General features: G+C 68.5%; 24 protein-coding genes and 1 pseudogene. 11 read left to right on the forward strand and 14 right to left on the reverse strand.

The features are described 5' to 3' along the window. Positions 1-28: 28 nt before the first annotated feature. From ACGF4F_RS18505 to ACGF4F_RS18535, 7 genes and pseudogenes are all read right to left on the reverse strand, one after another. Positions 29-1,249, reverse strand: a complete 1,221-nt coding sequence (locus tag ACGF4F_RS18505) for a tyrosine-type recombinase/integrase (RefSeq protein WP_393078681.1) — start codon at positions 1,247-1,249, stop codon at positions 29-31. Beyond that, positions 1,249-1,446 carry an excisionase family DNA-binding protein gene (locus tag ACGF4F_RS18510; protein ID WP_393078684.1) on the reverse strand — a complete coding sequence of 66 codons (198 nt, stop codon included), beginning with the start codon at positions 1,444-1,446 and terminating at the stop codon, positions 1,249-1,251. The genes ACGF4F_RS18505 and ACGF4F_RS18510 overlap by 1 nt, the downstream gene beginning before the upstream one ends. Further along, positions 1,443-3,010 (reverse strand): annotated as a pseudogene (locus ACGF4F_RS18515) (replication initiator). Before ACGF4F_RS18515 ends, ACGF4F_RS18510 begins: the two are co-directional and overlap by 4 nt. A gap of 1,089 nt (positions 3,011-4,099) precedes the next feature. Continuing rightward, on the reverse strand, positions 4,100-4,870 hold the full coding sequence (locus tag ACGF4F_RS18520; RefSeq protein ID WP_393078687.1) for a hypothetical protein: 771 nt from the start codon (positions 4,868-4,870) through the stop codon (positions 4,100-4,102). Between the two features lie 1,432 nt (positions 4,871-6,302). Continuing rightward, positions 6,303-6,869: a hypothetical protein gene (locus ACGF4F_RS18525; RefSeq protein ID WP_393078690.1), complete on the reverse strand. Its 567-nt coding sequence runs from the start codon at positions 6,867-6,869 to the stop codon at positions 6,303-6,305. Positions 6,870-7,286: 417 nt separating this feature from the next. Beyond that, positions 7,287-7,682 (reverse strand): hypothetical protein, encoded by a 396-nt coding sequence (locus ACGF4F_RS18530; protein ID WP_393078692.1) that lies wholly within the window; start codon positions 7,680-7,682, stop codon positions 7,287-7,289. A 313-nt stretch (positions 7,683-7,995) separates the two neighbouring features. Next, a complete protein-coding gene (locus ACGF4F_RS18535) occupies positions 7,996-8,175 on the reverse strand; it encodes a hypothetical protein (RefSeq protein ID WP_393078695.1) in 180 nt (59 codons plus the stop codon). 602 nt (positions 8,176-8,777) lie between these two features. Between ACGF4F_RS18535 and ACGF4F_RS18540 the strand changes: the two genes are divergently transcribed. Beyond that, positions 8,778-9,176 (forward strand): hypothetical protein, encoded by a 399-nt coding sequence (locus ACGF4F_RS18540; RefSeq protein ID WP_393078698.1) that lies wholly within the window; start codon positions 8,778-8,780, stop codon positions 9,174-9,176. A gap of 65 nt (positions 9,177-9,241) precedes the next feature. Here ACGF4F_RS18540 and ACGF4F_RS18545 read toward each other — a convergent pair whose 3' ends face one another. Next, positions 9,242-9,643: a GntR family transcriptional regulator gene (locus ACGF4F_RS18545; protein ID WP_393078701.1), complete on the reverse strand. Its 402-nt coding sequence runs from the start codon at positions 9,641-9,643 to the stop codon at positions 9,242-9,244. An 89-nt stretch (positions 9,644-9,732) separates the two neighbouring features. Here ACGF4F_RS18545 and ACGF4F_RS18550 point away from each other — a divergent pair, with 89 nt between their 5' ends. The 4 genes from ACGF4F_RS18550 (at position 9,733) to ACGF4F_RS18565 (ending at position 11,421) form a co-directional block, all read left to right on the forward strand. Continuing rightward, positions 9,733-10,149, forward strand: coding sequence for a hypothetical protein (locus tag ACGF4F_RS18550; RefSeq protein WP_393078704.1), 417 nt, complete (start codon positions 9,733-9,735; stop codon positions 10,147-10,149). Next, positions 10,146-10,454, forward strand: a complete 309-nt coding sequence (locus ACGF4F_RS18555; protein ID WP_393078707.1) for a hypothetical protein — start codon at positions 10,146-10,148, stop codon at positions 10,452-10,454. The genes ACGF4F_RS18550 and ACGF4F_RS18555 overlap by 4 nt, the downstream gene beginning before the upstream one ends. 235 nt (positions 10,455-10,689) lie before the next feature. Beyond that, positions 10,690-11,058: a hypothetical protein gene (locus tag ACGF4F_RS18560; RefSeq protein WP_393078710.1), complete on the forward strand. Its 369-nt coding sequence runs from the start codon at positions 10,690-10,692 to the stop codon at positions 11,056-11,058. A 174-nt stretch (positions 11,059-11,232) separates the two neighbouring features. Next, complete coding sequence (locus ACGF4F_RS18565; RefSeq protein WP_393078712.1) at positions 11,233-11,421, forward strand: hypothetical protein; 189 nt, start codon at positions 11,233-11,235, stop codon at positions 11,419-11,421. 586 nt (positions 11,422-12,007) lie between these two features. Here ACGF4F_RS18565 and ACGF4F_RS18570 read toward each other — a convergent pair. From ACGF4F_RS18570 to ACGF4F_RS18590, 5 genes are all read right to left on the reverse strand, one after another. Then, a complete protein-coding gene (locus ACGF4F_RS18570; RefSeq protein ID WP_357434639.1) occupies positions 12,008-12,685 on the reverse strand; it encodes a pentapeptide repeat-containing protein in 678 nt (225 codons plus the stop codon). Then, positions 12,682-13,116, reverse strand: coding sequence for a hypothetical protein (locus ACGF4F_RS18575; protein ID WP_357434638.1), 435 nt, complete (start codon positions 13,114-13,116; stop codon positions 12,682-12,684). The genes ACGF4F_RS18570 and ACGF4F_RS18575 overlap by 4 nt, the downstream gene beginning before the upstream one ends. Before the next feature lie 289 nt (positions 13,117-13,405). Continuing rightward, positions 13,406-14,107, reverse strand: coding sequence for a hypothetical protein (locus ACGF4F_RS18580; RefSeq protein ID WP_357434637.1), 702 nt, complete (start codon positions 14,105-14,107; stop codon positions 13,406-13,408). Beyond that, positions 14,104-14,433: a type VII secretion target gene (locus ACGF4F_RS18585; RefSeq protein ID WP_357434636.1), complete on the reverse strand. Its 330-nt coding sequence runs from the start codon at positions 14,431-14,433 to the stop codon at positions 14,104-14,106. Before ACGF4F_RS18585 ends, ACGF4F_RS18580 begins: the two co-directional genes overlap by 4 nt. Before the next feature lie 5 nt (positions 14,434-14,438). After that, complete coding sequence (locus ACGF4F_RS18590; protein WP_393078715.1) at positions 14,439-14,825, reverse strand: YbaB/EbfC family nucleoid-associated protein; 387 nt, start codon at positions 14,823-14,825, stop codon at positions 14,439-14,441. A 352-nt stretch (positions 14,826-15,177) separates the two neighbouring features. On the opposite strand from ACGF4F_RS18590, the gene ACGF4F_RS18595 reads away from it, so the two are divergent. From ACGF4F_RS18595 to ACGF4F_RS18610, 4 genes are all read left to right on the forward strand, one after another. Beyond that, positions 15,178-15,612 carry an ester cyclase gene (locus tag ACGF4F_RS18595; protein WP_393078718.1) on the forward strand — a complete coding sequence of 145 codons (435 nt, stop codon included), beginning with the start codon at positions 15,178-15,180 and terminating at the stop codon, positions 15,610-15,612. A 146-nt stretch (positions 15,613-15,758) separates the two neighbouring features. Beyond that, positions 15,759-16,655 carry an SdrD B-like domain-containing protein gene (locus tag ACGF4F_RS18600; RefSeq protein ID WP_393078721.1) on the forward strand — a complete coding sequence of 299 codons (897 nt, stop codon included), beginning with the start codon at positions 15,759-15,761 and terminating at the stop codon, positions 16,653-16,655. A 143-nt stretch (positions 16,656-16,798) separates the two neighbouring features. Continuing rightward, positions 16,799-17,290 carry a hypothetical protein gene (locus tag ACGF4F_RS18605; protein ID WP_393078724.1) on the forward strand — a complete coding sequence of 164 codons (492 nt, stop codon included), beginning with the start codon at positions 16,799-16,801 and terminating at the stop codon, positions 17,288-17,290. A gap of 125 nt (positions 17,291-17,415) precedes the next feature. Beyond that, the gene (locus ACGF4F_RS18610) at positions 17,416-18,042 is read left to right on the forward strand and encodes a phosphatase PAP2 family protein (RefSeq protein WP_393078727.1); all 627 of its coding nucleotides are present in this window, start codon (positions 17,416-17,418) and stop codon (positions 18,040-18,042) included. 140 nt (positions 18,043-18,182) lie between these two features. Here the strand turns inward: ACGF4F_RS18610 and ACGF4F_RS18615 are convergent, their stop codons facing one another. Next, positions 18,183-18,863 carry a prepilin peptidase gene (locus ACGF4F_RS18615; RefSeq protein WP_357434781.1) on the reverse strand — a complete coding sequence of 227 codons (681 nt, stop codon included), beginning with the start codon at positions 18,861-18,863 and terminating at the stop codon, positions 18,183-18,185. 785 nt (positions 18,864-19,648) lie between these two features. Here ACGF4F_RS18615 and ACGF4F_RS18620 point away from each other — a divergent pair. Both ACGF4F_RS18620 and ACGF4F_RS18625 read left to right on the forward strand, forming a co-directional pair. Further along, positions 19,649-20,110, forward strand: a complete 462-nt coding sequence (locus ACGF4F_RS18620) for a hypothetical protein (protein WP_393078945.1) — start codon at positions 19,649-19,651, stop codon at positions 20,108-20,110. Beyond that, on the forward strand, positions 20,104-21,045 hold the full coding sequence (locus ACGF4F_RS18625; protein ID WP_393078730.1) for a hypothetical protein: 942 nt from the start codon (positions 20,104-20,106) through the stop codon (positions 21,043-21,045). The genes ACGF4F_RS18620 and ACGF4F_RS18625 overlap by 7 nt, the downstream gene beginning before the upstream one ends. The last annotated feature ends 5 nt before the right edge of the window (positions 21,046-21,050 follow it).

The following is a 21,050-nucleotide window of genomic DNA, read 5'->3' on the forward strand; positions in this document are numbered from 1 at the left end:
TACAGCAGCGAAGTACAGCAGTAGGGCCTTACCGGTCCAGTGCGCTGCCGAGCCGCTTGAGGGCGTCGCGGGTGGCCGCCGAGGAGACCACCGTGTAGATCTCCATGGTGATGGCGAACTGCGCGTGCCGGAGGATCTGCATCGCCACCCGGGGGTGCACGTCCAGGTCGGCCAGGAGCGAGGCGCAGGTCCGCCGGGCGTCCCGGACCGTGATCCGTCGGACCCCGGCCGCGTGGCAGCGGCGGTCCCAGAAGCGGTTGAAGTTGCGCGGCTCGACCGGCCTGCCGTAGCGCGTGGCGAAGATGAGGTCCGAGGGCTGCCAGGCGGGGCCGGCGGCATGGCGGGCGGCGGTCTGCGCGACACGGCGACGGCTGAGGGCTACGGTGCAGATGTCCGGCAGCGGCAGGGTGGCGTCCGAGGCGGCCGTCTTCGTCTCCCGGTGCAGCAGTTCGGCACCGACCCGCTGGAGCTGTCGATCGATGGTCAACTCCCCCGCGTCGAGGTCGACGTCAGCCCAGGTGAGCCCCAGCATTTCGCCCTTGCGCAGACCGAGCACCAGGACCAGGACGTACGCGGCGTAGAGCGGGTCGTCGTCGGCGCGGGCCGACTCCAGAAGGCGCCGTGCCTCGTCGCTCGTCCATGCCTTCCGCTTGCGCTTCCGTATCGGTGGCAGCTTCACCAGGGACGCGACGTTGCGGCTGATCAGCCCTTCGGTGATCGCCTGCGACAGCAGCGTCCGGAGCACAGTCCGCAGGTGCGTAACGCTGGTTGCCGAGGGCAGATCCCGGCAGCAGCGGCCGAGGGCACAGCATCGACGCTGGGCGGGCTTGCGCCGCTCGTCCTTGCCTTGGGCGCAGCACTGGCAGGTCCGCCCGACCTCGTTGATCCAGGTCTGCACGTCGCTGACCCGGAGCTTGTCGAGGCGTTTCCGGCCCAGCCCGGGTGCGAGGTAGAGCCGGACCACCACTTCGTAGGTGACGTAGCTGCCGGGAGCGAGGTTCGGCTTGACGATCTCGCGCAGCCAGTAGCCGGCGTACTCCCCTACCGTCGGGGAGCGGGTCGCCACCGGGCCGGCCTTGGCCTGCCCGTGCAGCTTGATCCACTTGTCGTGGACCTCCTCGCGGGTCTTGCCATAGACCCACTTCCGACCCCGCTTCCCGTCGGGCTTCTCGACCCAAACGTACGCGGCGAAGCCGTTCCGGTACGGGAAGATCGACCCCTCGCCGTTGGCACGGGCGCGTGCGGGCATCAGGCGGCCTCCTGGCGTTCGACCTGCTCGCGTATGTAGTCGTCGACCCACTCGGGGAGGATGCGGCGATACTTGCCGTCCTTGATGGAGCGCAGCTCGCCGGTGGCGATCTTCATCTTGACCTTGGAGATCCCGAAGCCGAGCAGCACGGCGACTTCTGCCGGCGAGTACCAGCGGGGACGGAGGTCGTAGGTCATGCGGCGGCTCCGGCGAGCCCTGCTTCGTGGGCGAGTTCTTCCCGGCCGATACGTCGGCTCTCGCGTCGCTGTCTTGCGGCGGTGTTGGCGAGCAAGGCGTCACCTTCGGTGAGCCAGCCGGACCCGAGGTAGGTGAGGGTGCCGACAGTCAAGGTGTCGGTCGGTTCGTTGTCTTCGGTGCGGCGGTAGGTGGCGCGGGTGGCGCGGAGCAGGGCGAAGGTGACGGAGTAGCGGCGGGCTTTGGTGAGGAAGTGACCGCCGAAGCCGAGCATGTGCGCCCAGCGGCGCAAGCCGCCGTAGATGTTGGGTTTGGCGTCAAGGCTGTCTTGACGGTCGTCGGCGGTTGCGGCGTCGCTGGCGGTGTCGGTGTGGGTAGGGCGGCCGAGGTGCCAGCAGGCATCGATGAGGCGGGCGACGTGGTCACCTTCGGGATCGGCGTAGTCGTCGATCGTGGCCGGGGTGAGCCGGGCGAAAGAGTGGCCGGTGGCTTCGGTGGCCTTGGTGGCGTACTTGGCGAGGTAGGCGGCCACCTTGCCGTCGGTCAGCTCACCGCCGGCGGTGTTGATGCGCCGGACGTCGATCTGCTCGCCCCACGCGACCTGCCAGCCTTGCGGCCGGTCGGGGTGTGCGGGCGTGGTGACGGTGATCTGCCGGGCGGCGACGCGGACCGCGTCTTCCAGGTCGTCGAGGGTGATGCCGGCCGGCGGCGGCACGAGGGCGTCCGGGTTGTCCGGGTCGACGCCGTCGAGGCGTAGTAGGACGTGGAAGTGCACCGCTGCTCGGCGCTCTCGGCGACCTTGCCGTGCGACACCCGCACGGGCGGCACCCATCGGACCTTGCCCGAGGCGGTGACGACCCGGACGAGGGGGATGCCGCGCTTGCGGCAGATGGCGGCGAGGTGACGTTCGCTGGCCTGTTTGGTGCGCCGCCACAGTTCGCCGGAGAAGTAGTTCCAGACGACCTGGTGGGCGTGGTCGTAGCAGTCGAGGCACAACGGCTGGCCGAGCCGCGGATCGTCGGCGTCGTGGCGGGCGAAGCACGCCGCGGGCTGCCCATGCTCGCAGGTGCCGGCGTTGCTGCGGGCGCGGCAGGGGGCGGGCCGGCAGTCGCAGCGCTCCCGGCTGCGACAGGTGTGGCGAGCGACGTGGCGGTGGTGGACCGGCCCGAAGGACGGGGCGGTGAAGGTGGCGAAGACGACCGGGTGCCGGCCGACCGAGTCGGGGACGCCCTTGCCGCCGGTCAGGCCGCGACAGACGACCTGATAGGCGTCGCCCTGGTAGACCCAGGCGCAGTCCGGGCACACCGATTCGCGGCGGTTGCCGCACGCCTTGTAGAGCGTTCGGCCGGGCAGCTCGTCGGTGTGGAGTTGGCCGGTGATGCGGCCGGTGTTCCGGTCGACGGCGGCGATGGTGCCGGTGAGGCGGATCGGGCGGGCACAGCCGCCGGCGGGGCGGATGTGTTCCAGCCAGCCGGAGAACTCCGGCGTGGCGGCGCGGTGCAGGGCTTGAGCGTCCCGGCCGACGGCGAGACCGGGGCGGTAGATGGTGAGCGGGGTGGTGGACACGACTGTCTCCTCATCAGGGGGTGGCAGGGAGGGGAGACGAAGCACCACCAGCCGTGGACGTGGGTCCGCTGGTGGCGTTCGTCGTGTCTCCTGGCACCGCCGAGAGGGCGGCCGACGCCGGAGGGCGGAATCGTGGTCGTGCCACTTCCCGCCGATGGGTCATGTCCTTTCACGCTCGTGGACTTGGCAATTGGGGGCCGGCACGGGTGGGGAGCCTGGGATATCGGCATCCGGCGGTGGCCGCAGGCTGCCCCCGCCCGTGGAGGTGAGCGAATCCGGGCCACCGTGGACAGCAGGGAAGACCGTGCTGGGCCGATCAGCGGATTCGGGGACCGGCATAGCGGCCGGTGCGATTGAGAGCCGGCGGGACGTGGCTCGCATCAGCGGCAGGAAGGCCGCTCGGCATCTCCGACGTCGAGTCCAGCGATCCGGCAGGAAGGCCGCGCTGGCGTGCTCGACGAGCGCCAGAGTAGCACCGGGTACCGACACGTCAACCCGTCGTGACTCCTGCGGCCGGGGCGGGACGGCCGGCTGCCGGCCGGTGTGGGAGGACTTTCTGTACGTCTATCAAGGCGGCCCTGAGCGGGCCGCATGCGCCGCCGCCTGGGCGCGCGTCCGACGCTCCGCTGTCGCTCCACGCCGGCCACGCAACACGCCCGGCGGCTGGCGCGGAGAGCGGGGAGCCCGGGGCCGCCGCAGACGGCAGCGCCGAGGGTGGTTGAGGTTCGCGGGCCGGCAGCCGGCCGCGCCGCGCCTGAGCGACGCGGCGCAGGGAAGGGCACGCCGGGTCCGCGCGGCGGGTCGCGCCGGTGGCCGGGTCGCGGTCACTGCGCCTCCGGCGGGGGCGCAACGACTCCAGGATGGCCGGGGCTGCGTCGGCGGGTCGCGGTCCGTGGGTGGTTGCGCGGGGCCATCCGCCAGCCGACGACCCGGGCGAGCCGAGCAGACCGCCGCCCGGCCCGCCAGCGTCCGTACGAGCCGTCAAGGCCCGCTTGACGTGGCGGGCCGGGCGGCGACCCGCTCCCCAGGAGAGCGGGTCGGCGGCAGACGGGATGGTGGTAGATGACTCCTGACGTCTCTAGAGGTCGTCTAGTTGCCACTAAGCAATGCCGCCAGGATCGTACCGATCACACCGAGCACAGCGCCCGCCGTGCCGGATACAAGGCTGACCTTGAAATCACGCCTGGCATTCGCACGTTCCCTGTACAGCTCTGCCCGCGACTTCTGATCAAGCCACCATCGCTTGGGATGCACACGGAAGCGACGGTCCAAATGGACCTTCCGAACCATGGCAGCTTTAAATGCCAGCGCGACCACGATTGCACCCATGATCCTGCCTGGCCAGCTATTCCAGCTAAAGGCGAGCCAGATCCAGCATGCCGCGAGCGCGGCAAGCAGCGCAGTGTTCAGGAGTAGGACAGTGGCAGCTGCTTTCCTCTCCGGGGCCAAAGGCCCTCGTGGCGCATGCTCGGCAATCCCACGGATTTTGGCCAGGGCATTGGCCATGGCCTGCTGTCTCTCAGGTGGCGCAATGACGGTATCGATTCGTACGCCGTCCGGTGAGATGCTCAGCCCCAGTCGCGTCCATCTTGATTGGTCTGCCTCGTCGACCTCTCCCCAGATTTGCAGGTGATACACCTCTGCGGCACTAGTAGTTGCTAGGTCCCCAAGGGGCCGATAATGCAGCATGGCGACATCTCGATCAGGAGGAGCACCCTCGATTTTCGGTGAGTTAATTCCCGCTTCCTCAAAGGCGCGCACAATATCGGTGATATCATCGATATTGAGCCGAATTGGCCCACTTTCGAACGATCCATCACTATGCCATTGTGTAATCCTATTTCCAAACAGCCAGCGCATGTTGATTCCTTGCCCGGGGGGTTTCGACAGAAGAGGTCGGGGGTGTGGCGATAGACGCGATGAGGGACGTCAGGACGGCATGCTGATCAGCGATAGTTGCTCAGCATGCCTGCTGCCAGCCCTCATGGCACGAAGCGGGCTTTGGCAGGAAGCTCCCCCCGCAAGGCGAGCTGGAGAAGGCGAGAGCTTGCCTGCCCCATTTTCTCGACAGTCTTCCATTGGAAGTCGGAGGCGGTATTGCCTGACCAAATGCTGAAACTAAAGGAACCAGTGGTTGACTCGCTCCCATGCAGCCGCCCTCGGTGTACGGTTAGAGATCTTGGTCCGTATGCCGAGCCCAACTCGGCGGCGTCATCCTCGTTCATGACCAGCCGTAACGCCTCACGGAACTTCGCAGAGATGTGGAGCTGGGCGCGGCACTTCTCGCAGCGATCCTCGCGATACAAGAGCTGGCTAACGGCCTCTATGGAGGCGACGAAGGCGACCAGCGATAGGCTGGGGTGCATCAAACCTGGCCCGCATTCCCTCGTGGTGTGCGGCCACCGCATCCGAGAGACGTCGCGATTCGACCAGTCTTTGCCATGCGCCGTCTATCCACTCCGGCAGCGACTTTGGTGTCCCCACCTGTGTGGACTCTTCCACGTCCCCCGCCGGGCCGAAGTCCTGCCAATAGATGCGGTCCGGAGGACGACGCTCACCCCACTCTAGCGGTGCAGGTGACTCCCTGATCACAAGACAAGAGTCCCACACGACCGACAGAAGGCCGCACAGTCTATTTAGCTCCTGGGCAGCGTTCTTACTGGCCGCCTGCCACGAGTATCCACGGTGTTTCGCTCGGACCGTGGTCAGAATTGCGGCATGTATGGACGCCGAGTGTAAAGACGGGTGCTCGGGGTTGTGGGACCCCTCCACAATCGGCTTGTCCACTGCAACGACTTCGAACGGACCGATCCTTCCTCTTTCGGCGGGAAACGCCTCCATGCCGCCAATTCTGACGGGAGGAGGACCGATAATGGCCGTCCACTCATGGAGCGGCCCTTCTTTGCCGAGGCTACTCGCCGCATGCAGCACGGCACGGGCCCATGTCTCCACGAGCTCGAAATTCTGTTCATTCTGTCCTACGAAGACGGCGGCAGTTCCATCGATGAGCGGTGCGACGAGAAGGACCGAGCTTGCCGGCGTGCCATCCGGCATGTTGGCCTTAACCTCTATGAAAGGCTGGGTAGTGCTATCGAATTTGTGGCCGGCCAAGGAAAGCCCTGAACCGGACGACGCTAAGCCATCTTCCAGACGATGTAGGAACTCGTCACCCCAAGTTCCCCACGGCGCGCTTACCTCGCCGATTCGTATGTAAGATTCGTAGCTAGCCACGCAGTCATCCTATCGGCAGTTGTATCGGGAGTAGGGCTTCCTTGGGACGTGCAGACTGACCTCACGGCGAAGAAGCGTGGTCCTGCACCTCCGTAAGCACATTGAAGCCATCGCGGTGCCAGCGGACGTTGTTGCTATCCCGGAACCACAGTTTGCAGACCAGTACATTCGGAGGGCCAGCGAAGTTGCGGACATGTCCCTGTCTGAAGTCAGTCCGGACAGGTTCGCCAGGCGGCACGATTGGCCATTCTTTGGCTTCCTGCAATCCGCACCATTGCCCGTTGGAGCGGTAGCCAATTTCCGCGCGTACGTCACTGATGGCCGCGCTGCTGCCATTAAATACACGAACTGACGCAAACCATGGGTTACCAACAACGTTGGCGCGCGGCGTGTCGGGAAAACCGGTTTCCGAGGTAGCCCATGCAGACACGCGAAGGGCCTGGTCGCGTCTCCGGTCCTGGGCTTCGCGCCTACGTAGGGCAATCAAGTCCGTCATCTGGACGAGAGCGACCACGAGCGCGAGCAGGACACCAGCCGCCGTGGCGATCGAGCCAACGGCAGCCCAGTCCCACGCCCAAGGATCGACCTCTGTTCCTTCCGCTGCCAAGGTCGCAGCATGCTCGGTCATGAGTCGATAGTGCTGCACCAGGACAAGGAGCAGCCAACAGCGTGCCAGCCATGTTCACTGTCCCGCCCGGCGATCGGTCCGCATCCAGTCTGCAAGAGGTCCACGGACAGTGGGGGGTGAGAGATGTCGGAAGGCAGTTTCGCTGCTAGAGCACCATGTGCCTAGGTCGACGGGTGGCCCATCTTGATCTCGTAATGCACGGGTCGTGGCCCGGTCCTCGGACTCCGGCAGCAGCCTAGCCACCGCCGCCAGCGTGCCCGACACGTGCCCGATCTAGCGGTCAACACCGGCCAACGGCGGGCACTCGGCGTGCTCTAGCGCCCGTCACTCCCTACCACGAGACTAGGGAGGTGACTGCTCACCCTGTAGCTCGACCTGTCGGCTCAGGTCCGGTCAAGGCACCTTCCAAGCTGACGGTCAGGGCTGGTGCTGGGCTCGCCTCGCCAACACGAAGTCCGCGTAGTCCTCCCCGGCAACCCCGTGGTTGACCCACCGATCCGGGGAGGCCCCGGTGTCCCGCTCCGCCAGTTCCAACGCTTCGGCCGGGTCTTGAGTGTGGCCGATCACGCGGCCGTAGCCCGTGTCGTCTTCGTCTTCGGGGTCGAGGGGCGGGAACACGGAAAGATCGCGGTAGTGCTCGTCGTCCAGGTCCTGTACGTCATGGACGGACACGTTGTAGCCGTCCTGCCAGGGCCATACCGCGACCCAGCGGATGCCTCGGACGCCCGCCAGCGTGATGGGTCCGACGAACTGTTCAACGCCTTTCCTGCGGCCGAGCGCACCGAGGACGAACGGCCGGGTGAGGTAACGCATGCTCGGAGGCTATCCCGGATGCACAGGAGCCGAGCTGGGTGACGAACTGGGTGACAACCGGGGCGCACAACCACGGACTTCCACGGACGCCAGCGGAAGGGGTCCGCAGCTAGACCAGTCTGGCGATCCAGGTCAGCGGCCCGTGTTGGTTGCCTGGGGGTCAAGGGGTCCTCGGGGCATGCATGGGGCACGAGACAGCGTGAAACGTCGGCGACCAGCGATGAACGGGGACCGAGTCGCACCTCAGTCCGTCACGCATCCCCAGCTGTCGCAGGTTGGGCGAGCCGGCGGTAGCCGCTTCCTTCGTGACACCTCACGGCGTCCCGCCTCTTCGAGGCAGGGTGCGTCCGTACTCAATCGCGATGAATGTACCCAGCACTGGCAGGAGCGCCACAAGCCAGCCGCCTGCGTGGAAAAGGATCGCGACCGCTACGCCGTTGAGGATCAGCATGCTGAGGATGTAGAGGGCGAGGCGCAACTCCAGACGAGACATGCGGTGGAGTATTGCGGACGGGCGCAGACCGGGTGTGACCCAGGACCGCCGCACAATGCTCCGCCGTCGCCGGTCCACCCGAGCTGAGCCCAACGTGGGCGTGACCGGGTGACGCCCGTGACGGGGTCGCGGCGAGAGGTGGCCGCCGACAGCAACGGTGACAGCAACCAGCGCGGACGAGGACAGCCGCCAGTGGCCGAGCGCGGATCAGCGCCCGACGTCAGAGACGTGCGCGGACCGTCCCGAACGGAGCGCCCAGAACTTACAAGCGAGGGGTCGACCTGAACCGCCTCTGGGCCGTCTGGGCCGTCAAGCGGTCGTCCTGGCGCAGCCGAGGAAAGCCCCAAGATCATGCCGTATCCAGGCCGTCAGAGGTAGACCAAGAGCAACGAACGTTAACCACCGATGACCAGTGAACGGGCAGCTCAGACGTCATCTTGTCCGTGTTGATCGACTATGCCCTCACCTTTGATCAATACAACGCCAAGTGACTTCCTCGGGTCGGCTCTCATGGAGCAGGCGAGGCCAAGGTGATCGATTGCTGTCGGGTGCCGGACAGAGGCCCGTAACGCTCTGTCCCCCATCAACTACGTTCGATGCTCATGAAGAGTCTGGGGCGGTACTGGGGCTATCTGGCGTTCGTCATCCTTGTCACGGCCTGGTGGACACGCGCCGCTGGTCCGGTGGCATTGCTTGCGCTGTCGTTGTTGGTGACGGCGTTCTTCCTGTTTCAAGCCCCGGTTTGGTGCTGCGCGGTCAACCGCGATGGGTCCCTGTGCCGGAACAACTCCTCTGGCCTCTTGCTCGGTTGTAGTAAGCGGCAGCACAAGTGGCAGAAGGTCAGGATGGCCATCGTCCCGCATGCCTGGCGGCAGATGAACCGCGGGCTCTGGGCATCGCCGAGAGACGCGTTGACGACCCTGGGTGCCGTCGTTGGCATGGTCTCCACGCTTGTCGCAACGGCTATCAGTGTTGCCGGGAAGGTGACCGGCAAAGCCTGAGCGCTCAACTCGCTGTCTGTGCTGGGACGAATCAAGGAGTGAGGCCGCGTAGGCGGCGCTGCCAACTACCGCCCGACCCGGATGCGGTCGGCGGGGTACAGCTCGCGGGACCCGTCAGCGCGGAAGACCACCAGGACCGGGACGCCTTCGCCGATGTCCAGTTCCTTGCGCTCGGCAGGGGTGGGCATCCGGGCTGAGGCAGTGTCGCCCTTGAGCAGGGTCACTGTCTCGGTCGGTTCCATGTTGCGGACGAAGGTGCCGCGCGGGGGTTGGACGATCACGAGCCCTTCCGACCGGAGCAGGGAGATGGCCTGCCGGACGCTGGTCCGGCTCAGCCCATACTCCTGAGCCAGCCGCAGCTCACTAGGCAATGACGCGCCGGGCGCGAGGTCGCCGGACGTGATCCGGTCGCGCAGTAGGTCGGCGAGCTGCCGAAACACTGCCCGATCCGCGCTGGGGTCGATCACAAATGTGACGCTACGTGTCCAACAGTTCTACGGGTTATTGTATCTACAGTCCTACGTATGTACGGTGACCTGGCAGGTGCGGCGGCCGGATGACCAGCCAAGGCCCGGCCGCCGTGCCGTTGACGACATCCGAGGGGAGATCCGTTGCGGCGTGTCTCGTACGAGGAGTACTTGCTCGCTGCGGCGATGACCCTCGCGCGCCGGCATCGGCCGATCTGGTGCTGGCGGCGGTGGCGGCGGGTCTGCCGCTGCGGTGCCGAGCTTCCATGTCGCGCCCGGCACCGGATTCCGATCAATCGTGGCCACTGGCCAGGAGAGGAGGCGCAGTGAAATACGACCAGGAGCATGCGATCCTGGCCGTGCACGTTCGCGGGCTCGAAGGCATGTGCGCCGGCTGCCGCGCCTGGTGGTCGCGGCTGACTCCGTACCCGTGCTGGCAGGTGGACTGGGCGACCAGCCGGCAGGCCCGGACGATCACCGCTCGCTTCCTGGAGGGTGTGCGGTGACCACCCACGGCCCGGTCATGCCGATCTGGAGCTGCGGAGGCTGCGACCTGCCCTGGCCCTGCCCCACCCGCAAGCGGGAGCTACGGGCGGAGTACGCCGACGCCCCGGTGTCGCTGGCCCTCTACCTCGGCTCCTACCTCGTCCAAGCCACCGAGGACATGCCGTGGACGCCGGCCGGCGTGCTGCACCGCCGCTTTCTCGGCTGGACCAGGGAGGCGGCTCGGCCGACGCCAGCAGTACAGCAGCGAAGTACAGCAACCGTGCCAGCCGAACCGAGCCGAGAAGCAAGCCAGCAGCCCGGATGACCTCGCAGCGCACCCGATCCGGCCGGATCGCCGGCAATCCATAGGTTCAGGGTTCGAGTCCCTGGCGGCCCACTTTTTCACCGCCGCTGAGCTGCGGCAACGCCGGGAGAAGATCATCGGGCACAACCAGGGCACAAACTAGCGCTGATCTTGGCTCGCGGCGATGCCCCGCCGCTTGTTGTCGGCCCGGCGGAGAAGGTCGACCGGGCCGCCTCTGGTCAGGGAGCATGTAGCGGTGAGCTTTGATCTTGTGGTCCTGGCGGTCGAGCCGTCCGCGACGGCAGACGATGTGCGGCAGATGGCCGATCACTGCACCAGCATGAACCATCGAGACGGCGAGCTTGACCAGCGGATCGTCTCCTTCTATGGGGAACTTCGAGCACGCTTCCCGGATCATCCGCCGTACGACCCGGAGTCGCCGTGGATGTCACAACCTCTCGCCGTCGGCATCGACCACGTGAGCATGCACATCACCTACTCACCGCGGGGCAACGCGGCGGTCGACGTCGTCCTGGGTCTGGCGGAGCGCCATGGTCTGGTCATCTACGATCCTCAGTTCGACGAAGTCTTCGGCCTGCATCCGAAAAGCCACCGAACTTATTGAGCGACCCGTAACACTAGGGATCCTGTCCCGCTGGTTCGCGTCGCATTGATCGTCCAGCAACCAGGAGTGGGAAAGACCCAGCCGGTTCCCCACTCGTCGCCCGGCCGATTCCAGTTGCTGCCGCCATGCGGCTCGGGGCCCCAAACGGGCTTGACGACTTTTCCATCGGGACCTGTGGCGCTGATCGAGAAGTCGCCACTGCCGGTCATGCGCCAGACCACCTTGATTTCTGTGCCGGTCCTCAGCACCGTTGAAAACAGCATCGCCCTCAGCGTTGCGCCGTCACCGGCGCCCTGTAGATCCTGGGACGTGTACTGCGCGGTCGCCGGACAGACCGAGCCGGTAGGCGGTGCAGACGACTGAGCTGCCTGCCGTTGCCCAGATGAGGACGTCTGCGGCAAGGGATCGGATGCGATCTCGCGTGTGGAATCGCACCCGGTCATCACGATCGCTGAGATCAGACCAAGCCACCAAATTCGGTTGGCTAAAGGAGGTGACGGCATAGACAACCATATCGCGTGTCCGCCGCGAGCGCGGTCCGCACAGCCGTGAGCTGCGCCCGCTTCCTGAGCATCAACAACGTGAGCAGATGGATCAACAAGGACCAGGCCCAGGCCGTCACCAGGCCGGCCGCGAGCGACCAACGACGACCACTGGTGACGACGTCTGCCCAAGTGACAAGGCGTGACCGGCCGGATGACCAGGCTGGCCGGGGCCTCCTCGCCTGTAGTTGGTGAACTGAGGGGTAAACGGAGCGGCCCCCTCAGTCTCGTACCCAGAACTGCCAGTCATCAGGCGCAGGAGGCCACGACGGATCGGGCCGCCGGCCTTGGGGCGGGACCCAGCCTGCGGGCGGGGGCGGCCATCCCGGTGGGAACCGCCACCCCTCTCCGCTCTGGCCAGGCGGAGCGGGGTGGCCCAGTGGAGGCGCTCGCGAAGGAGGCGCTGCTCAGCCCGAGACGCGGAGCACCTGGATGTTTTCCGCGCCCCGTTCCGAGAACCACGCCTCGAGTTCGGCGCCGTCGAGCGACCGGGTCCCGTGCTCGTCCACCACGACCGGGCCGACCACGGTCCCCTTGGCGCCCTCAAGTTGGCAGCCGAACATCCGTGCGCCGGTCAGGACTGCGGGCATGGTGCCGCCTCCGAGGTTGCACCACCGCAGGCTCGCGAACTCGAGGTTGGCTCCGCGCAGATCGGTCTTGTACAGCTTGGCCGAGTTGAGAATCGCGTGGCTGAGGTCGGCGCCCGCCAGGACGGCTTCGTCGAGCTCCGCCGCGAACAGCCGCGCAGCGCGAAAGCGGGCGTTCGGGGCCGAGCAGCCAACCAGTTCCGCCTTGGCCAGGTCGGCGAAGCTCAGGTCCGCGTCCGCAAGCTCTGCGTTGTTCAGGTTTGCGCCGCCGAGATTGGCGTCCTCGAATCGGACGCCGGTCAGGCAGGAACTGACCAGGTAGGCATCCGTCAGGTCGATGGTGCTGAGGTCCGCGCCGCGGAAATCGAGAAAATCGCCCGACAGGTACGACGTGGGGTCCGCGGCGACGGCGGTGAACCATTCCTCGAGCGCCTCCCTGGCCTCGGGACTGTCGGGCCAACGGGTCACGTCAGCGCTGCTCTGCTTGTACCTGCTCATTCGAGGAACACCACCTTGCCGTCCAAGTCCGTGTTACCGGCGACCCGCCTCTTGAGGTCGGCCAGGGAACTCGGAGACAGGTTTTTGCTGTCGATGATGACATGCTGTCCGCCGTCCACCTCGTCGGCGAGCTTCTGCTCGAACTCGTCGCCGTCGTAGCGTCCCTTCGTGCCCTCGGGCATCGGCTGGCCGGCCTGCCGGCCGGCTGGGAAGGTGTCGACGGGACTCTTGACGTCCCAGTTGTTTCCGTTGGCGTCGATGAACTCGCCCTGGTCCTTCTGGAATGCAGGATCGGTGTTGTCGAGCTCGGCGCGGCGAATCGGGCCAGGGATCTTGCCCTGCGCCTCGGCCTCGAGCCCGACCTCCGCCTCGCGGCGCGACTTGGCGCTGATCTTTCCGTTGTGGGCCGGGTCGGCGGCGAGCTCTTGCACCCGGCGGTCGTACTCCGGAGTGCCGGGTTTGGGGGTCTGGTATCCGTCGTCGCTGCCCGAGGGTTTGCCCTGCGAGCCGCCCTGGTCGCCGCCCGGGCGACCCTGGCGTGCCTCCTCGGCGACGGTCTCCTGCGCTCGGCTGACGTTCTCGGGGACGTCGGTAGTGCGGCGTCGCCCTGACGGGGTGCCGGTGCCATCGCCCTCACCGTCGCCGGGTGGGCGGGACGGGTTCGGGCCGTCTCCGTTTCCGCCGCCGTGAGGGGATTTGGGTTTCGCCATCGTCGGGCCCTCAGCCGTCCAGCAGCTTGGAGAGGTTGGTGAGGCTGGTGATCAGGGACATGACGTAGGTCAGGATGCGCCCGGCCCACTTGACCACGGCTGCCGCGATCTGCGCGGCGATCACCGGGATCGTGACCACGAAGATCGCCTCGACCGCCCACACGATCACGCGGGCCACCAGGTCGGCGATCAGGTCACGCACGATGTCGCGGGTGAACATCACCAGGTTCCCGGCGGCCTGGGTGGCGGCGGCCATCGCGGCGGAGATCCCGCCCAGCCCGTTGATCGCCTCCACGTTGTGTTCCATCAGGTTGTGGTAGGCCGTGGCGGCCGGCCCCTGCCAGTGCGGCGTGTCCCCCTCGACGAAGGACTTGAGGTCGGTGGCCATGCTCTGCAGCGCGGCGGCCATGTTGTCCCAGGTGGTCGCGTGCGAGGCCACCACGTCGGGCATGCCGGTGAGCTCGTCGAGGATCTGCCGCAGCGGCTCGAAGTATTCCATCGCCCAGCCCAGCCCGTTGGCCAGCAGCGCGCTGAACGGATCCATCACGCTCGCGGCGGCTTCGATCCCGAACGCCGCGCCCGCGATCAGGTCGTCGACCCAGCCCTCGCTGTGGATGGCGTCGACCAGCCCCTGGAAGCTGTCGGCCAGGGCCGCCCCGGTCCAAGGCTTGCGGGTCGAGACGACGTCGGCGACCAGCGACGTGTCGGTCATCGCGCCGCCCCCGTCAGCCCCCCACCCGCTTTACGGATCGCGGTGTCGGCGTCGGTGTCGGCGTTGTCGTAGTTGTCGGCGGTCTTCCGCAGCCCGGCGACGACCAACGACAGGTTCTCCTCGACGTACGCGATCAACTCGTCCTGCCGCCGGTGCCGGCCCTCCAGGATCGCCGGCAGCCAACTGCAGAGCAGTCCGTACGCCTCGTCGTTCTGCGCGATGTGCGCGCTGGCGGTCTTGACCGCGTCGAAACGCCCGCGCAGCGTGTCGACATTGCGGGCATGTGCGCGGATCTGCTCGGCGTCGACCGCGAAACCGTCGGCCATCGGGCTCACCACCCGGAATGCCGGTCGTCGGGGCTGTCCGCGGCGGGATCGGCGTCGCGTAGCTGCTGCCCGACGCGCTCGGCGATCGCTCGCGCCGTCGCCGACTCGGTGCCCACCGTGTCGGCGATGATTTCCTGCGAGCGGTCGGCCAACTGCCGTTTCGCCTCGCGGATCGTGTCCATGATCGTCCTGGCCACGACCTCGGGAGCGACCCGCTGAATCCGTGGACCCAGCCGCAGGTCGACCAACGCCCCCACGGAGTCGACCGTGACCTCGCACAGGCCGTTGCCGTCGGCAACCGTCACCCGCAGCTCCTGGAGCCGGTCACTCATCGCCTTGGTGTCGGCCGCCAACCGGTCGATCCGACCCTTCCACGCCGCCAGCCGATCCATCGCGCCGTCCGGATCCAGCAAGCCCCCCGCGCTCGGAACGCCGGCCCCCATGTGTCCCCCGGTTGCTCACCGTGATCATTTCATGGCCGACGCAGACTAACACCGCATCCACACGGGCGACTACCGTCGGTGCCGCCACGGTCCACAACAGACGTACGTCACAGCGTTGTCGAAGATGTCGCCGACACTGGCGGTAGAGGCGGCGATTCCGACCTCGCCAAGCCGAAACCAGCACAGCCCCCAGCGGACGCGGACACCGCCTTGATCGGGGCGGAAAAAGCGATACGCGGCAGCTGGCCAGCGGCGCCCAGGCAGGATGTGCCGAGAGCGTGCGGAGGTCAGCTGGAGGTGCGTGATCGACAGGGAAGCCCTCGAAAGGTTGGATGATGCCCGGCTCGCGGCGTGGGACACCCACCGTCTCGATGCCTTCCTTGACCTGCTGGCCGATGATTTCGTGCTACGCGACACCACCGTCGGCGCGCCAATCACCACCAGGGAGGGCGCGCGTGAATACGTGCAGGCATGGCTGACCGCGTTGCCGGACATGCGGATCCGCCGTACCAGCCGCCTCGTGGACGATGATGATGGCGCGGTCGCCGCCGAGGTGGAGTTCACCGGAACCCACACCGGTCCCATGGCGGTGGGTTCGACCCAGGTGCCGCCGACCGGCAAGACGGTGGTTGGGCGGGGGGCGTACTTCGCTCGGGCGAGGGATGGGCGGTTCGTGGAGCTCAGCATCCACCCCGACTTGGCGGGCATCATGGCGCAGCTCGACCTGATGCCCTGACACTGACGCGAAAGGCGCGCAGCAGGCGGCCCACCATCGCTGCGGCGTAACGGCAGTCGCATCGACAACGCCGGATGAGTGGAGAGGTTGATCTCCAACCCGCCCCACCATCCGGCAGGGGCGTTCCGTGCGACGTGAGGAAGTCAATGCGACAGAATTCCCTGTCCCGCTCGCTCCGACATGTCATCCCCACCACCCTGGCCGGCCTCGCGCTGTTCGGAGTCACGGCGGCGGTCCTCCCGGCTGACGCGGTGGCGGCCGGGCGCACCCAGCCCGACCTGCTGGTCGACCTGGTGACGACCGACGTGCTGAATCCGGCGGAGGGGGAGACCTTCACCGCCCAGATCGACGTCCGGAACGTCGGCAACGGCGACTCGGAGCCGGTCAAGGTGACCGTCTCGGTGCCGCCGGGGCTGCAGACGACCACCCCGTACGGCGGCTCGGGGTGGAACTGCACGGTGGCGAGCGCGACGAGCTACTCGTGCACGTACCCGCAGCTCGTGGCCGGCGGCCGGGTTCGGCTGAACGTGCCGCTCGTCGTGGCCAACGCCACCCCGGGCAGCACCGTGCCGATCACCGCGAGCATCGCCCCGCAGAAGCGGGAGGCGAACACCGACAACAACACCGGCTCGGTCACCGTGGCCATCGCCGGCACCTGCGTCATCCGCGGCACCGTCTGGCAGGACCTGGACCGGGACGGGCAGCGCGATGAGGGTGAGCCGGCCGTCGCGGACGGCCCGGACGGCGTGCTGCGGGTGAGCCTCTGGGCCCGGCAGGGGCAGGCGGTCGGTGGCGGCTCGACCACCGTCAACCCTGACGGCACCTGGTCCATCACCGCTCGCACCGAGCTGCTCTACCAGGTGCGGATCGAGGCGTCCAGCCGGTACGGCCGCACCGTCGCCGACATGGGTGACGACACCACCGACTCCGACATGGTGACGTCGTACCAGTTCGAGCCCACCCTGCTGATCGGCAGCGCGGAGTTCTCCGCCCACCACGGTGGCGAATACGTGGTCGACGCTGGCCTGGTGGCCCAGAGCTGAACCGCACCCGCTCGCCCCGGGAAGCGATACCGGGGCGAGCGGGCCGCGCCGACACGCCCCTGGCCCGTCGTGTCCATGATCCGGCTGCGAGCGCCGCCCACCTGGTACGACGGTGGCAAGCATGCCGCAGTGAGGGGGTAGCGATGACCGGTAGGCGGGAGACCGTGGAGGTCGATCCGTTGGTGTTCCGCGCCGTCTACGACTCGCCCGCCTCGCTGCCGGGCCGGCACCGGTGGACCACCCCGGAGTCGGACGTTCGCCGGCTGGAGAAGCTGCTCAACATGCCGGCGCGCAGCATCGGCGCCCTGCTCTGGGTCAGCGGCGATGAGCCGGACTGCCCGAAGTGCGCTCGCCGGGTGAACTGGTACGACATCGTCTCCTCCGCCCTACACGGGGTGCACGACCGCACGATGATCGCCCGGGTGATCCTCGGTGAGCGCAAGTACGTGAACACCGAGGTGCCGGACGCCATCCCCGGCGTGCACTGCGCCGACTGCCGCAGCCCGATCGAGGGGCTGCGCAGCTTCAAGTGCCACAACTGGGCGTACGCCTTCGACGCGCTGGAGGAGATCGTCGAGCGCATGTCCGGGGTGCCCGCGCAGCCGGCGCCGACCCACCCGTCCGACGCTCCATAGCCCCCTCCCCGCCACTGGGTGATCGCTGCTCACCGGCTGTGAACCGCCTGAGACTCCGGTGCCCGATGGGGATTTTCCCGGCACCCTCCGGGTGAACGGAGTATGAACAGTTGGTGAGGTGATCCATGACTGACGCCGTCATGACCGACGTTCCGGATATCAGCGCGGACTGGTACCACGACATCGTGCGGTACGCCGACAGCACGCCGCAGCCGGTGCACTGGTTCGCCACCCACTTCACCGAGGGTGCGATCCTGCTGCTCGGCGTACTCATGGTGCTGGCCGCGCTGACCCGGCTGGTCGGCGGGGACGTCCGGGGCCGGGCGCTCGCCCTGGCCGCGCCGGTCACGGTGCTGCTGTCGTACGGCGCCAGCGAGGGGCTCAAGGACCTGATCGCCGAGGACCGGCCCTGCCGCAGCCCCGCCGACCTGGTGATCGTCGCCGGGCACTGCCCACCCGTCGGCGACTGGTCGTTCCCCAGCAACCACGCCACGATCGCCGGCGCGCTGGCCGCCACCACGCTGCTGCTGCACCGCCGGATCGGCCTGGTGGCCGCCCCGCTGGCCCTGCTGGCCGCGCTGTCCCGCACCTTCGTCGGGGTGCACTACCCGCACGACGTGGCCGTTGGCCTGCTGCTCGGGGTCCTCGTCGGCACCCTGCTCACCCCGCTCGCCGCCCGCCCGGTCGCCGAGTTGCTGGCTCGGCGCAGCCGTCGCGCCGCCCGACCACTCACCCGCCCCGCCCGCCGCTGACCCACCCGCCGCCGCCCGCGCCCATGCCCGCCCTGGCCGCAGACTCACGGAAACAGTCCTTGTCCCGCGCGTCATGGCCACTCTTTCGGTGAAGGTGCGGCCACCGGGTGGCGACGGAGGGACAGGCGCGGCGGGCGGCGTCAGGGGGTGAGGAGGAGGGCCAGGGCGGTGGCGAGGATGAGGAACGGGCCGAAGGGCAGGTGGCTGGACCAGCGGACCCGGCGCGCCGCCAGCAGGGCCAGCCCGACCAGCGCGGAGAGGCTGACGGCGAGCACCAGCCCGACCACCAGCACCGACCATCCGTACCAGCCGAGCAGCGCGCCCGCGCCGAGGGCGAGCTTGGCGTCGCCGAGCCCGAACCCGCGCCGGCCGAGCAGCAGGGTGGTGGCCGCGAATCCCGCGCCGAGGACGAGCCCGGCGGCAGTGGCCCGCAGCCAGGGCGCCGGACCGGCCCCGGCCACCGCGGCCACCCCGAGCAGCGCCCAGACGCCGGCCGCCGCCGGATAGGTGAGGCGGTCCGGCAGCCGGTGCACGGCCGCGTCGATCAGGGCCAGCGGCACCGCCCAGGCGAGCCACCAGGCCACCGCCGCCCGCCCGCCGAGCGGTCCGTCGGCCAGTGCGAGCACCACCACCGCCGCGGCCAGGGCCGCTTCCACCGCGCCGGGCGGCGCGCCGATCCGGGCCCGGCAGCCCGGGCAGCGGGCCGCTGGCCCGAGCGCCGGCAGCGGGCGGTCCAGGCCGACCGGCGTGCCGCAGCGGTCGCACCCGGCCCGGTCCACCGAGCCCGGGGGTACGGCGTACCGCGCGACCGCCAGCCGCATCGGCGGTACGAGCGCCAGGGCGGCGAGCAGCCGCACCACCGGACGCCGGGCAGGGGTCTCCGGTCCGGCGCCCCGGAGCCGTACGGTCGTCACCTCACCCCTCCGCCACGGTTGCTGACCGTTCCACTCTGGATCACGGAGAGTGATATTGACCGCGCCAACGTGTGGCAGATGGCGCGGAAACCGGCGTCCCGACCACAGCGGCCGGAGGCCGGGAGACCGCTAACCAACTGCGGAGGAACAGCCCGGATTCCGGTGGGACGGATCGGACCAGAGGCACCGATGCCACCCATTCCTCCACCGCTCGGCCGCCAACCGGCCCGGCCGGGCTCTTGACAGGTTGCGGGCACTCCTGCCACCGGCCTGACCGACTGTCGGGCGAACGTCGCCGTTCGGACACCCACCCGCACCACCACCTGTCATCACTCAAAGTAGTCGAATGAATTGCCTCTGTTGCATCGGCGGACGTCAGCCTATGCTCGCCCCTTGGGTACGACGCAACCCCGAGCAATTGGCGTCGGAGGCCAATCGGAGACAACCTTTCGAATTCCCTGAAGATCAACACAGGTAAATGCAGCGGCAGTCAGTTGAGGCCCGGTCACATTCATCCGGGCGCGCTTCCACATGCCCGGAGTACGCCCGCGCGACCGCTCCGGGCCATCACCGAGGAGGGCACGGCGTTGCGCACACGGGATTCCCGCCGCTGGACAAGCTGCCTGCTCAGCCTTGCCCTGCTGGGCGCGAGCACCGGTTGCGGCACCGAGCCGGAGGCGGCGGCCCACCCACTGACCGGACCCGGCGGCGCGCCGGCCACCCAATCGACGGCCGACGAACAAGCGGCCGGAAAAGCCGCCCTCGCCGCCTATTCCGGCTATCTGGACGCGTCCCGTGCGGCGAGCGCGCGCAGCGACCCGACGCATCCCGCGCTGGCCCGATTCCTGGCGGATCCGCTGCTGACCCGGGTTCGGGTGGCAATTCGTGCGGCGAAGGAGCACGGTGCCATGCGTACCGGAACGCTCGTTTCCGATCCCACCGTCGTGTCGGTCGACCTGGCCGCCGACCCACCCGTCGTGGAGATCCAGGACTGCCTGGACGCCACCGGCTACCGCCTGGTCTACGCCAAGGACCACCGGGTCGTCCCCGGCACCCGCGGCGGGCGGTACCTGGCCACCGCCACCGCCGCCCGCTACCCGGACGGCCGATGGCTGATCAACGCCGGCGCCGCGCATCAGGACCAGCCGTGCTGACCTGGGGAGGAGGGGGTGTCCCGGCCCACCCGACCCGGGCCGGGGCACCCCGAAGGCTGCTGCTCGCCGCCGGCCTGGCGCTGCTCCTCACGCTGCCTGGCCTACCCGCCCGGGCGGCCGGTCCCGGCGGCGGCTGCCCGCCCGGCCAGAACGACTGCAACGTCTGGGACGACGATCCGGGCGTCCCAGGTCCGGGCGGCGGCGGGAACACCGGCGGGGGCGGCAACGGTGGTGGCACCGCCCCGAAGTGCCAGTGGAACGGCCGGACCATCCCCTGCTACCACGACGAGCTGGGCTGGTTCAACAACGCTGACGGCTGCTACTACAAGCTGGCCGAGCCGCAGCAGGCCGCGCCCGAGGGCAAGCAGTGGTACCTCCAGACCTGCAACGGCGGTGACCTGGGCGCGCAGACCATGGTGCTGCGGGACGCCCCGCCGCCCGGCTACGGCGCGCCGCCCGACCCGGAGGAGTTGGCCCGCCGCGCGCTCGCCTCGATCACGCTGCTGCCGCCCCGGATCGCGGTCGCACCCCGGCGGAGCAAGGGGCCGGGCCTGGTCGGCCTGCCGGTCTGGATGTGGGCCAGCGGCGGGTCCTCCTACTTCGGGCCGCTGCGCGCGTCCGCCTCGGACCGGGGGCTGACAGTCCGGATCACCGCCCGGGTGACCCGGATCGTCTGGAACATGGGCGACGGCAGCAGCATCACCTGCCGCAAGCCGGGCACCCCGTACGCCGCCGACGGCCCCCGGGCCGGGTTGACCTCCCCGGACTGCGGCTACCACCGCGGGTACGCCCGGGCCGGCACCTACCAGGTCAGCGCCACCACCTACTGGACCGTGCGCTGGGTCGGCGGGGGCGCGAGCGGCGACATCGCGCAGAGCCGGGTCAGCGGCACGGTCCCGGTGCAGATCAACGAACTCCAGGTGGTGACCCGATGAGCGCG

The sequence above is a fragment of the Micromonospora sp. NPDC047740 genome (assembly GCF_043204735.1).
Lineage (GTDB): Bacteria > Actinomycetota > Actinomycetes > Mycobacteriales > Micromonosporaceae > Micromonospora.

Bases quoted from the DNA above. Each gene is read 5' to 3' on its own strand.
- ACGF4F_RS18505 (WP_393078681.1), bottom strand. From the start codon at position 1,249: ATGCCCGCACGCGCCCGTGCCAACGGCGAGGGGTCGATCTTCCCGTAC.
- ACGF4F_RS18510 (WP_393078684.1), bottom strand. From the start codon at position 1,446: ATGACCTACGACCTCCGTCCCCGCTGGTACTCGCCGGCAGAAGTCGCC.
- ACGF4F_RS18520 (WP_393078687.1), bottom strand. From the start codon at position 4,870: ATGCGCTGGCTGTTTGGAAATAGGATTACACAATGGCATAGTGATGGA.
- ACGF4F_RS18525 (WP_393078690.1), bottom strand. From the start codon at position 6,869: ATGACCGAGCATGCTGCGACCTTGGCAGCGGAAGGAACAGAGGTCGAT.
- ACGF4F_RS18530 (WP_393078692.1), bottom strand. From the start codon at position 7,682: ATGCGTTACCTCACCCGGCCGTTCGTCCTCGGTGCGCTCGGCCGCAGG.
- ACGF4F_RS18535 (WP_393078695.1), bottom strand. From the start codon at position 8,175: ATGTCTCGTCTGGAGTTGCGCCTCGCCCTCTACATCCTCAGCATGCTG.
- ACGF4F_RS18540 (WP_393078698.1), top strand. From the start codon at position 8,778: ATGAAGAGTCTGGGGCGGTACTGGGGCTATCTGGCGTTCGTCATCCTT.
- ACGF4F_RS18550 (WP_393078704.1), top strand. From the start codon at position 9,733: ATGACCAGCCAAGGCCCGGCCGCCGTGCCGTTGACGACATCCGAGGGG.
- ACGF4F_RS18570 (WP_357434639.1), bottom strand. From the start codon at position 12,685: ATGAGCAGGTACAAGCAGAGCAGCGCTGACGTGACCCGTTGGCCCGAC.
- ACGF4F_RS18580 (WP_357434637.1), bottom strand. From the start codon at position 14,107: ATGACCGACACGTCGCTGGTCGCCGACGTCGTCTCGACCCGCAAGCCT.
- ACGF4F_RS18585 (WP_357434636.1), bottom strand. From the start codon at position 14,433: ATGGCCGACGGTTTCGCGGTCGACGCCGAGCAGATCCGCGCACATGCC.
- ACGF4F_RS18590 (WP_393078715.1), bottom strand. From the start codon at position 14,825: ATGGATCGGCTGGCGGCGTGGAAGGGTCGGATCGACCGGTTGGCGGCC.
- ACGF4F_RS18600 (WP_393078721.1), top strand. From the start codon at position 15,759: ATGCGACAGAATTCCCTGTCCCGCTCGCTCCGACATGTCATCCCCACC.
- ACGF4F_RS18605 (WP_393078724.1), top strand. From the start codon at position 16,799: ATGACCGGTAGGCGGGAGACCGTGGAGGTCGATCCGTTGGTGTTCCGC.
- ACGF4F_RS18610 (WP_393078727.1), top strand. From the start codon at position 17,416: ATGACTGACGCCGTCATGACCGACGTTCCGGATATCAGCGCGGACTGG.
- ACGF4F_RS18615 (WP_357434781.1), bottom strand. From the start codon at position 18,863: ATGCGGCTGGCGGTCGCGCGGTACGCCGTACCCCCGGGCTCGGTGGAC.